This window comes from Amycolatopsis sp. NPDC051045 (assembly GCF_040682955.1).
Lineage (GTDB): Bacteria > Actinomycetota > Actinomycetes > Mycobacteriales > Pseudonocardiaceae > Amycolatopsis.
This window is the reverse complement of the sequence record NZ_JBFBCC010000053.1, coordinates 1-11,888: the sequence shown is the minus strand read 5'-3', so window position 1 is coordinate 11,888 and position 11,888 is coordinate 1. Positions and strand designations below refer to the sequence as shown.

The window sequence follows — 11,888 nt, the reverse complement described above, 5'->3', positions numbered from 1 at the left end:
TGCCTCACGTTTGGCCCTGCCCTGCTCGGTCAGGCCGCCACCATCCGCGTACCTCATCCACCCCTGGATAGATCATCAACCGACCACGACCGGGGGCGACACGCCGAGCAGACCATGATCAATCCCGACGGTTCAACCTCTGTAACTGCGCAACTTTGGCGCACTGCCCTGCTCAACCATCGTCGTAGACAGGCACAAAGGAAGCTAGGGTGGCTCCACGTGCAGGCGTAACGGTTGCTCGGCACCTGACGATCCGTACGCTGGGTCGATCAGGCGAAGTGGGCAGACAGGGGACGAGGCAGCGGTGGACGTTAGCGGCGGCAGTCGACGCGGTCGAGAGATGCCTTTAGAGGTTCAGCACATCCGCGACGCCTTGAGGCGCGAGTTCACATCGCGAATTTCAATGGCAGACTACGAGGGGCGTGCAGGTATTGATTTCGACAATGCCTTCCTGTCGCGCACACTAGCCGCCAGAGCCGCCCGCATACTTACAGATTGCTCATCCGATGAGGCCGCAGCTGGAGTTATTGACGGACGCGACGATTTCGGCATTGATGCTGTCGCCTTCTCCGCATCAGGATCCCGAACTTTGGCTAATTCAAGCAAAATGGAGCGACCGCGGACAAGCAGGCTTCAATACAGCTGCAGCACATAAGCTAATACATGGATTAAAGAAGCTTGATAACCGAGATTTCGACCAGTTCAACGTACGTCTTCAGTCCCTCGCCGACAGAGTCCGTGGAGTCCTAGGCCTCCCGACCTGCAAAGTTTTTCTCGTTGTAGCCATTGTCGGCGAAGGGCGCCTCTCAGAGGAGACCGAGGCGATTCTTCGGGAAGCCGCCATCGATTTCGGCGGCTGGGGACGCACAGTCGAACATCGAGTACTAAGTCAAGCAGATTTTCATCGCGCGGTTCGCGAAGACTTAGCTCCCGAGCCAATCACGATCATCGCCACCATGTCAGAAGGCTGGCATTCGCGGGAGACTCCCTATCAAGCATTTGACGGACTGGTGTGCACGGAAGAGTTAGCGAACTGGTACGCCGATCACGGCGAACGGCTTTACGATCGCAATGTGCGCCGCTCCCTGGGACTTACCGGCGTCAACCAGACGCTGGTCGAAAGCTTGACTGACGACCCACAAGGTTTCTGGTATCGACACAATGGAATCACCGTCCAGTGCAATACCATCGAACAAGAATTTTTTGCTCAACGCGGCCCAAGCAAGCCCGTGCGCCTAACTCTTCACAACGCAAGCGTCGTAAACGGAGCTCAGACCGTAACATCAGCCTATCGCGCTTATGAACGCAGCCCCGACGTACTAGCCGAAGCCTTCGTCACCGTACGAATCATATCGGTCAACGGTGCCCCTGAAGGGTTCGCAAAGGAGATCACTAAGGCTACCAATACTCAAAACCACATGGAGCGACGCGACTTCATTGCTATCGACGAAACACAGAGTCTAATCCGAGAAGATTTTCGACTCACCCTCGATAAAGAGTATGTTTTCAAGCGTGGCGAAATCGACCCCGCGCCGGCGTCGGGGTGCTCGGTGCGCGAAGCCGCAACAGCTTTGGCCTGCGCATACTCGGATCCAGTGCTAGCGGTTAGAGTAAATGGCTCCACAGGGGCACTCTGGGAGGAAGGCCCCGGCGGGGCGTATACCAGGCTATTCGGCAAGCAGCCGAACGCGTGTCAGGTATGGCGTTCCGTACTACTGATGCGCGCAGTACGGGACGCTCTCCATGACGTGCGCTCAACACTTTCCGGGCGCTCAGCCTCGATTGCCGAGAGCGGGGCACTACTCGTCGCCCACATAGTGTTCCAACTTGTGGGCACCGATGGTATCGAGGAGATAGACTCAGAGTGGGAATCAGGCTTAAACGAGGTACCAACTCTCGTAGAGGCCGTACTGGCGCAATTGATAACATTGATGGACCATTTCTTCGGTGAGGGTAGCTATGTTACCAGCACCTTTGCCAACGAACAGCGGTGTCAGCAATTGGTGACTGGAGTGCTACAGGCTCTCGCCGAAGGTACTAACGTGCGCGATCTGACTACCTTCCAGTCAAATATCCCGAAACCTCGTCGGCGCCCAAGCACTGTATCCCTGATCATCGACCACAACCTCATCCCCGCGGGAACGCGCCTTCAGTATCAGCCGAGTCCAACCGAAGAGCAGGCTATCGGACTTTGGCTAAGAAATGGCCAGGGACGCCCCTTTGCGACTTGGGTAGATGATCGACGTAAGCCACTCTTATGGGAAGCGGATGGTCAGCGTTACTCACCAAGTGGCCTTGTCACGCAAATCTGGCGGAAAGCGGACTGGAGAGAGGCGTGGAGTGCCGTCCAAGGCCCCAAACAGTGGCACGTACCGGGCGAGGGTTCTCTCGTCGAGATAGCGGAACAACTTTGGCAGCGAATTATTACAGAGGAATGGTCGCGCGAGAAGGAAACGACCGAAGATACAAATCCATAAAGTAATGAAAGTATCAGCAGATTAGCTCCAACCAGCACTCAACGGGAGACGCATCTGATGGCCAGCCGGGCGGCGCATCACCCCCCTCAGCAACAGGACCCACAGTTCCGACGGCTGAGGCCGGGAGTGTCGTGGCGCAGGTATTGTTTTGCGTGGGAACCCGTTGCCTGGCCAACGCCCCACGGAGTGGAGCCGATCAGGGATGGGTCTGAGTGTCGTAGCTCTGACGGTCTCGACCGTTGGCCAGTCGGTGAGCTGGACGCGTACCTAGTGCCAGGCATCGTGGGCTTGTCGTTCCGGCTCGACGACCCCGGCGGTCTGGTCGATCCGCACAGCTTCGTCGAGGTTGGCGAGCGCCTGGGCGCCGTGGTCTGTCATGGCGCCGGGTCATCGCCGGCGAGCACCGCCAGCACTGCGGTGGTGACGACGGTGGGTCTCGAGGTCTGGTGGGGCCTTGGTCATGTGATCAGCAGGCACGCGTCCCATCCATCCCGCGTGCGGAGGCGTGCTGCGCCGCGTCACCTCAAGCTCCAATCCACGCTGGCACGTCCGGCCAGCAGACCGGCGGCGTCCGCCCGGCGACTGTCCTTATCACTGAGCGGCTGCGTGCGAACCAGGTCGTCAGGACTGGGAGCCGCTGGGCGAAAGCGGGACCACGGGCATCGTGGTCGGAGAAGGTCAGTCCACCGGGTTGACCTGTGGAATTACTCTACGTCTCATGGACGTCTCCTAGACGAGACGAGGCTGGTGTCCGCAGTAGAGTGGGTACGCACTGACGGCCTCGATCGACGGAGCCACGACAGCCCTCAGACCACGACCGGAAGTAACGACCTTGAGCGTCCTTAGCAGTTTCGTGTGGAGTGTCGCCGACACTCTGCGCGGCCCCTATCAAGAAGCCGAGTACGGCTCGGTGATCCTGCCATTCACGGTGCTGCGCCGCCTGGAGTGCGTGATGGAGCCGCACCGGGAGACAATGGCCGAGATCGTCAAGCAGTACTCCGGTGAGCAGCAGCGCCGCACACACCTGAAGATCAAGACACGGACAGCCGACAGCACAGGTATGAGCTTCTGGACCACCAGCGACTACACACTCGAGCGGGCACTGCAGGACCCGGAGAACCTCGCGGAGAACCTCATTGACTATGTCGCTGGGTTCTCCTCCAACCTCGACGTGTTCAAGTCGTTTGACTTCGAGAATGTGCTCCGCGCACTCGACTCCCGTGAGCGTCTCTCACAGGTTGCCAGCCACTTCGCTGGCATCGACCTGTCCCCAGAGAGCGTCTCCAACGCCGACATGGGCGACCTCTTCGAGAATCTCATCTACCGGTTCGCCGAGTCCGCCAATGACGGTGCCGGCCAGTTCTACACGCCGCGTGACGTCGTGCGACTCCTGGTCGATCTGGTCTACGCCGAGGACACCGAGGCGCTCCGCGACCGCGGCCAGGTCCGGTCCATATACGACCCCACCGTTGGCACTGGCGGCATGTTGACGGTGGCCGACGAGCATCTGCACGATCTCAACCAGAGCGCCACGACAGCCCTGTTCGGGCAGGAGGTCAACCCGCGCACCTACGCCATCTGTAAGGCGGATCTCCTGATCAAGGGCCAGGACGCGACGAATGTTCGCCAGGGCGACACCCTCGTCACCGACCGGTTCGCCGACCGGAAGTTCGACTACGTCTTGTCGAACCCGCCGTTCGGCACCGACTGGAAGGCCATCGCCTCCCAGGTGACCAACGAGCACGAGCGCGGCGGACAGGGGCGGTTCGCGCCAGGATTGCCTGGTACGGGCGACGCCGCAATGCTATTCCTGTTGCATGTCGCCTCCAAGCTGCGCGACATCGACGAGTACGGTCGCGGTGGCAAGGCTGGCATCGTCCTCAACGGCTCACCACTGTTCAATGGCGGCGCAGGCTCTGGACCGTCAGCGATCCGCGGTCACATGCTCGAGAACGACCTAGTCGAGGCGATCGTCGCACTGCCGAACGACATGTTCTACAACACCGGCATCGCTACCTACCTTTGGATTCTCTCGAACGCCAAGCCCGCCGAGCGCAAAGGTACCGTGCAGCTGATCGACGCCACTGGGCTAGGCAGCAAGTTGCGTAAATCGATCGGCTCCAAGCGCGTCGAGATCGCTGAAAAAAAACGCGCAGAAGTCGTACAGACCTTCGCGTCCCGTGAGCTATCCGCCACTTCGAAGATCCTCGAAAATCGCGACTTCGCGTACTGGACGATCACTGTCGAACGACCGTTGCGGCTCAACTTCGAGTGCACGCCTGAGCGGATCAGTGACGTCGCCGAGCACAGGGCGTTGGGCAAGGTTACGGGCCTAGTCGAGGCTCTCGGATCGTTCGGCGAGCGGATGTACCTGAACCGTGAGGAGTTTCTCCGGGACGTCGGCAAGCATCTCGGCGATGAGGATATTCGCCTGACCACGGCTCAGCGCAAAGCCCTCTGGCAGACGATCGGTCAACAAGACGAAGCCGCCGACGTTTGCTACGTGCAGTCCGGCAAGAACGAGGGCGAGATGGAGCCGGACCCGACACTGCGTGACACCGACAACATCCCCTTCGGCTGGGGCGGCCATCCCAAGACCCATAACGCAGCCCAAGAGACGATCGACGCCTACTTCGAGGCGGAAGTCAAGCCGCACGCGCCAGACGCCTGGGTCGACAAGACCAAGACAAAGACCGGCTACGAGATCCCGTTCACCCGACACTTCTATGAGTACATGCCCCCGAGGCCACTAGAAGAGATCGACGCCGACCTCAATCGGATTGTGGGCGAGATCCTGGCGATACTGAAGGAGGTCGAGGCGTGACAACCACGACCGACTGGCTGGACGGAACAGCCGTACCACCCCACTGGGATGTGAGACCTCTTAAACGCCTCGGAACCGTGACTCTCGGCAAGATGCTCCAGGCAGAGAATAAAGGCTCAGACCTGCTGATGCCTTACCTTCGCGCTGCGAACGTTCAACCCGACGGAGCCCTCGCAACCGAGGACCTAAAGTCAATGTGGTTCTCCAAGTTTGAAAGGTCAATGCTGGATCTCCGCGCCGGCGACGTAGTAGTGGTCGAAGGTGGGATCGGTGGCTACGGTCGCGCTGCCTACGTTCCCGATGACCGCCTTTCTGGTTGGGGCTTTCAGAACTCCATCAACCGGATCCGTCCAGGAAGCGACACAGACGGTCGGTTCCTCACCTATGCCCTCTTGGCTATCCGGGCGCTCGGATTTATCAAAGCCTACTGCAACGTTGTATCGATGCCTCACCTTACTGCCGAGAAACTCGCCAGCCTGCCCGTACCGGTCCCTCCGTTCGACGAGCAGCAGATCATCGCTGATTTTTTGGACCACGAGACCGCACAGATCGACGCGCTCGTCGTCAAACAGGAAGAGTTTATCGCACTGCTCCGAGAGCGGCGAAACATCGCTATCACTAATATCTTGTCTCGGTCGCAGCCAGAAGGGCACATGCCGGACAAGCTCCACCGCCGAACGCGCATGGGGAATGGCTCTACTCCAAGGAGCGACGAGGAACGCTACTGGGTTGGCGGTACCATCCCATGGGTCAACTCATCGGTGGTGAACCAGGCGGAAGTACATGAATCGTCTCGACTCGTGACCGAAGCCGCTGTCAGGGAGTGTCACCTGCCAATAGTGCGAAAAGGCTCAATCTTGGTCGCACTCACAGGACAGGGAAAGACACGCGGCGCCGCGACAATTCTCCGTATCGACTCCACTATCAATCAACATCTGGCGTTCATCGAGCCTGACCCGCGATTCTGGATGCCAGAATACCTTTTGTGGCTTCTGCGCTCAAACTATGAACACCTGCGTCAGATCAGCAGTGAGAATGGAGCGACGAAGGGTGGCTTAACTGTAGCCGACCTGCGAGCGCTGCGTCTTGCCATGCCAACGGTCGAGGAGCAGCGCCGATTGCTGGCCGAGGTCGAGGCAACCACCGCGCGCACGAACGCGCTTATCGCCAAGACCGAAGAGCACATCGCTCTTACCAAGGAGCGTCGTGCTGCACTCATCACGGCCGCGGTGACGGGGCAGTTCGACGTGCATGCAGCCGCGAACACGCAGAAGGCAGGTTGACAGTGCCGACCACGGACCAGACCCGTGAGGACGCTTTCGAAACCGAGATCGCCGAGTACTTGGCGGCCCACGGCTGGGAATACAGCCCGGCTGACAAGGGCTACGACGCGGTGCGTGCCCTGTGGCCAGACGACGTGCACTGGTGGCTGCAGAGGACGCAGCTCGAAGAGTATGAGAAGGTCGTCAAGGTCGGCACACCGACCGAACAGGCAGATAAGGACGCGCTACTCGATGCCCTGGTGAGGCGTCTCGACACCCCGATGACCTCCGGCGGCGGAACCCTGAACGTGCTGCGACGGAAGTTATCGCACACTCGCGGCCAGACCGCGCACCTGCGGATGTGCCAGTTCACTCCGGCGACGACGCTGAACCCGACCGTGACCAAGGCATACAACGCCGTACGACTGCGTGTCGTGCGTCAGGTGCACTTCTCCCCAAAGCGCGGCGACAACCGCTCGATCGACTTGGTGTTCTTTGTTAACGGGCTGCCGGTGGCCACGCTCGAACTCAAGTCGTTCTTCAAACAAGAGTGGCGCACCGCCGTCAAGCAATACAAGACGGACCGCGACCCGAAGGGACAGCCGCTCCTCGGCTTCGGCGGCCGGGCGCTCGTTCACTTCGCCGTCGACGACGACGAGGTCTGGATGACCACCAAGCTCGCCGGCGACAAGACCTACTTCCTGCCGTTCAACCGCGGACAGGAGAACGGAGCGAAAGGCAACCCCGGCAATTCTGATGGCGCAGCGACTTCTTACCTGTGGGAGCAGGTGCTGGAGCGGCACAACTGGCTCGCCATCCTCGGCTCGCAGATGTTCCTGCGTCAAGAGTCTGACGAGGATCCAGTCACCGGGCGAATCAAGCGCAGCAAGACGCTGATGTTCCCCCGCTACCACCAATGGCGGGCCGTTCGCAAGATCGTCGAGGCCGTGCGGGAGGAGGGCCCCGGCCGCCGATATCTGATCGAGCATTCAGCGGGCTCGGGCAAGACGAACACGATCGCGTGGTCCGCCCATCGGCTCGCCCGCCTGCACGACACCGCAAACAACAAGGTGTTCGACAAGGTGCTGATCATCTCCGACCGCAAGGTCCTAGACCGCCAACTCCAGGATGCTGTGGACCAGGTCGACGACAGCTCGGGCTCCGTCGCAATGATCGACTCCGCCGCTGTACGCCGTTCCGGCGGCTCGAAGTCCAGGGCTCTGCTGGACGCACTCACTGGGCCGGCACTGATCGTCGTCGTGACGATCCAGACGTTCCCCTACGTCAAGAGCGTGCTCGAGACAACACTCGGCGACAAGAACTTCGCGGTGATCATCGACGAGGCCCACACGTCGCAATCGGGCAAGACCGCCGCCGAGCTGAAGAAGGTCCTCACAGAGGGCGGCGAGCAGATCGCTGAGGACGAGACGGTGGACACACAGGACGTGGTCAACGACCTGCTGACGGCCGACGACGAGCGCGAGCAGCGGATCAGCGCGGAGACCGCGGCTCGTGCCGGCGCGAAGAACATCTCGTTTCTCGCATTCACCGCGACACCGAAGGCGAAGACCAAGACACTGTTCGGGCGGCCCAGCGAGGACCGAAAGCCGGTCTCCTTCGATGTCTACACGATGCGGCAGGCGATCGAGGAGAGGTTCATCCTCGACGTGCTCCGCGGCTACCAGACGTACAAGACCGCGTTTGAGATCGAGCGGCGCGGTAAAGACGGTGTGATTACCTCGATCACCAGCGACGATAACGGGAACGCAGACAGCCTCGTGGACCCGAAGGTCGCCACTCGGAAGATCATGCGGTTCAAGAACCTGCACCCGTCCAACATCGGCCAGAAAGTCGAGATCATCGTCGAGCACTTCCGCGCGAACGTCGCGCATCTGCTCGATGGCCAGGCCAAGGCGATGGTCGTCACTGACTCCCGCCAGGCCGCGGTGCGGTACAAAGTCGAAACCGACAAGTACATCCGCACCAAGGGCTACGGAATCAAGACGATTGTCGCCTACTCCGGCGATATCAACGATGCCGATTACGGTCTGGAGAAGGCGACCGAGGCAACCATGAACCCTGGCCTTGGGAGTGATCTGGCGCGGGAGTTCAAGCACCCCGACTACCGGCTGATGCTGGTGGCGGAGAAGTTCCAGACCGGTTTCGACCAGCCGCTGCTGTGTGCGATGTACGTCGACAAAAAATTGCCCGACGTGCACGCTGTTCAGACCCTGTCACGGCTCAATCGGACCTACCGAGCTCCGTCTGGCGAACAGAAGGACAAAACTTTCGTCCTGGACTTCGTCAACAACCCGAACGAAATCCAGGAAGCGTTCCTACACTACTACACCGAGGCCCACGTCGAGACTCAGACGGACCCGAACCAAGTCCATCAGTTGGCAACGAAGCTCACCCAGGAACGCATCTACACTCCAGACGACGTCGAGCGGTACGCGGAGGCCTGGTGGGGCACGGGCGGTTCGCAGTCCCACTCGGCGCTGACGGCGGCAATCAGGCCGGCCCGCGACGAGTACGTCGGCCGCTGGGCCGAGGCGACGGAGACCTACGACAGCGAGGCGTTGAATAGGCTTCGAGAGTTTCGCAAGGACTGCGGCTCATACGTGCGCTTGTATGACTTCATGTCACAGGTGGTCGACTACGGCACCACCGACCTGGAGAAGCTTGCCGAGTTCCTGCGACAGCTGGTACGGCTGCTAGCCGTCGACGACCCGAAGGCTGACGTGGACCTGTCCGGTGTCGTCCTGAAGCGAGTACGCCAGATTGATCAGGGCAAAGCAGCCATCGGCCTCTCCGGGGACCAGGAGGCATTGGCACTGAAAGGCATCACGGGCGTCGGGTCGGGAGTGACTCGCGACGACCCCCAACAAGTCTTACTGTCAGAGGTGATTGAGAAAATCAACGACCTATTCGGCGGGGAGTTCGCTGACCCGCAGATCGGCGGCTTCGTCACCGCCGCGGCTGGCATGGCCGAGGAGGACCCGCGGATCGCCGAGCAAATCGACAACAACGCCATCGACCAGTTCCTGATTTCTCCGGACCTGCGTGAGACGCTCACCGATGCCGCTGTGTTGAACGAGGGCGCCTTCGGGAAACTGACCCAGGCGTTAAGCGGCGAAAGTGAGCGCACCGACGAGTTCATCCGATTGATCGGTGCGTACCTGTACCGGTTGCGGCGTGCTCGCACGGACTCTGAGGTGGCAGAATAGGCTGGACGCGACTCCGGGAGTCCCAAGCACCCATGTTGAACTGCAAAGTTCCGAACTGGGATTGGATGGTCTATAAGTACTCAATGCGATCCAATCATGACCGTGGTCGTCCGTAGATGCCGCGGGCAATCAGCCGCGTTCGCAGAGTTAGTCAGCACGGTGGTGTCGTCGACAGATGTTGAGCGATACCGTGGCAATCTCGCCGCTGAGTTGAGGCGCACCGGCCGGCCGAAGCACTTACCCCTCGATGACGAGCGTACCGACTCAGCCTGTGGTGGAGTACCGCAAACGGATGCCCTGCCCCACGAATGAAAACAGGTCACGAGAAGAGGCGCTGAACGGGTTGGGTAGCTGAATAATGCGCCTCGATCTGTCCAAGGCATGAGTGATCACGAGAAGTCGCCAGCGGTTGTTGCGAGCGTTTTCCTGCGCGCACCGCACCTCGCTCTCTCCGAGCTGGACCTCACCACCATCTCCCACTGTGGCCTTCACCTCGTACATCCGATCGCCTTCGCGGAACGGGACTGCGATGTCGTATCCGCATCCGTCGTCGCCCAGACTTCCGGTGAAGCAGACCACTCGGTTGGTCGACACCCAGCTTTCCTCGGTTACTTGGTTGGGGTAGCGGCGTAGCAACCACTGGTAGGCCAGCCACTCCCCGGCGAAGCCGATCGCGTTCAGCTGTTCGGCTGACGGCCGCGAGACCGGTCCTGCCAAGCGTGAGCCGGACTGTCCACCTCGCGAACGAGGTTGGGCGCTTACAACGGCGCGTAGAGACGCGAGTCGGGCAGGCGTCTTGAGGAAGCCAGGGCTGTCGTCGAGCGACTTCTCCAGAGTGTGACGTAGGTTCTGTAGCCCGTCGCGCAGGTCCAGCACAGCTCCATCGACGTCGAGGATTCGCTTCGCTCGCCGCTGTTCTTCCGCTCGCCGTTGCTCCTCGGTTTTCTCCGCGTGCAGGTCCTGCTCGGTGAGTCCCAGTTCGTTCAGCTCGAGGCTCGCGGGTATCGCTGTGGGCCACACCCGCACGGCACGTAACCAGGAGATCAGAAGATCCCGGTCGAGCCTGGTGAAGTCAAGGGCTCCGACGGCGACAAGCGCGTTCACCGCGGGAAGCGTCGAGGTTGGACTGAGCTCGGCGGCGGGCTTGTCCCCTCCGTTCTTTTGATGCCATGCGTGCACCTTGGGTGCCGCATCGCGGAGCAGTTCTTCGCCAAGATTGCGGTTTGTCTCGCGCACCTTCTCCACCTGCATCAACTTCGGCCCGTCAACTGGCAGAGCCTTACCCACACGGTTCGCCAGCTGCTCTTCAGCGGCGGTGATCACCTCCACTTCGGTGATCTCGTCTCTGGTGTAGCGCCATTCGTTGAGCGGCCGCAGTGTGGCCAGGTCGCGCAGGTCTGCCCACTGAGCGATGGGGTGCACCGCAGCGTGCTCGTCGAGTAGTGCCCAGCGGAGACGGTCAAGCAGGCGGAATCGGTTGTCCGGGCGCAGTTGAGTCAGCCTGAATTTGCCGACGTCAGCAACCTGACCACGGAGATCACGACAATCCAGACCCCGACGATCGTCGCCGCGACTACCGCGGCGAACTCGAGCCCTCCGAGGACCCGAGCGTCCGAAGTGAGCAGACTGGGGAACCTCACCCACCAATAGAAGGCGAGAACCAGCAAGACCGCCACGATACGACCGAGCAACGCGGGTCTCGATGCCCCGTTAGCATCGCTCGACGCGATGTCCGACCGGGCGGCTTGCTGGAACTTCTTTGCACTCGCCTCGAAGACGGTGTTCGCGCCGCCCTGGATTTTCCACGCCTCATGGATTCGATGACCGTGCCGTACAGGTCGCTCGTCGTCTTGACTCCGGCGATTTCGATGTGGACCAGTGCTTCCAACATCTTGTCGCGCAGCTTACGATGATCTTCCGGCGTATCGCAGCGGGGAATGCGCGCCAAGCAGGCGAAGCCGCGCGCGTAGGCATCGCGCATGAGTTCTTGGCGTTTTGCGCGTCTAGTGCTTCATCAAGAAACGTTGACGTTGTCATCGTGTCGCGTGGACATCCGGGCTGGTGATCGCGAGGCTGGCCGTGGAGGTGAGGCTGGTGG

The 11,888-nt window shown here is 60.7% G+C and carries 5 protein-coding genes; 4 read left to right on the top strand and 1 reads right to left on the bottom strand.

The window, feature by feature from the left end:
- Positions 1 to 506: 506 nt before the first annotated feature.
- From AB0M80_RS43765 to AB0M80_RS43750, 4 genes are all read left to right on the top strand, one after another.
- Positions 507 to 2,477, top strand: coding sequence for an AIPR family protein (locus AB0M80_RS43765; protein ID WP_364576465.1), 1,971 nt, complete (start codon positions 507 to 509; stop codon positions 2,475 to 2,477).
- 853 nt (positions 2,478 to 3,330) lie between these two features.
- Positions 3,331 to 5,301 carry a class I SAM-dependent DNA methyltransferase gene (locus AB0M80_RS43760; RefSeq protein WP_364576464.1) on the top strand — a complete coding sequence of 657 codons (1,971 nt, stop codon included), beginning with the start codon at positions 3,331 to 3,333 and terminating at the stop codon, positions 5,299 to 5,301.
- Entirely contained in the window at positions 5,298 to 6,584 is a 1,287-nt protein-coding gene (locus AB0M80_RS43755; protein ID WP_364576463.1) for a restriction endonuclease subunit S, read from the top strand. The genes AB0M80_RS43760 and AB0M80_RS43755 overlap by 4 nt, the downstream gene beginning before the upstream one ends.
- Positions 6,585 to 6,586: 2 nt before the next feature.
- Positions 6,587 to 9,790, top strand: coding sequence for a type I restriction endonuclease (locus AB0M80_RS43750; RefSeq protein WP_364576462.1), 3,204 nt, complete (start codon positions 6,587 to 6,589; stop codon positions 9,788 to 9,790).
- Between the two features lie 264 nt (positions 9,791 to 10,054).
- Here AB0M80_RS43750 and AB0M80_RS43745 read toward each other — a convergent pair whose 3' ends face one another.
- Complete coding sequence (locus AB0M80_RS43745) at positions 10,055 to 11,212, bottom strand: DUF3883 domain-containing protein (RefSeq protein WP_364576461.1); 1,158 nt, start codon at positions 11,210 to 11,212, stop codon at positions 10,055 to 10,057.
- Between the last annotated feature and the right edge of the window lie 676 nt (positions 11,213 to 11,888).

Coding starts and splice junctions, on each gene's coding strand:
- AB0M80_RS43765 (WP_364576465.1), top strand. CDS start 507: ATGAGGCCGCAGCTGGAGTTATTGACGGACGCGACGATTTCGGCATTG.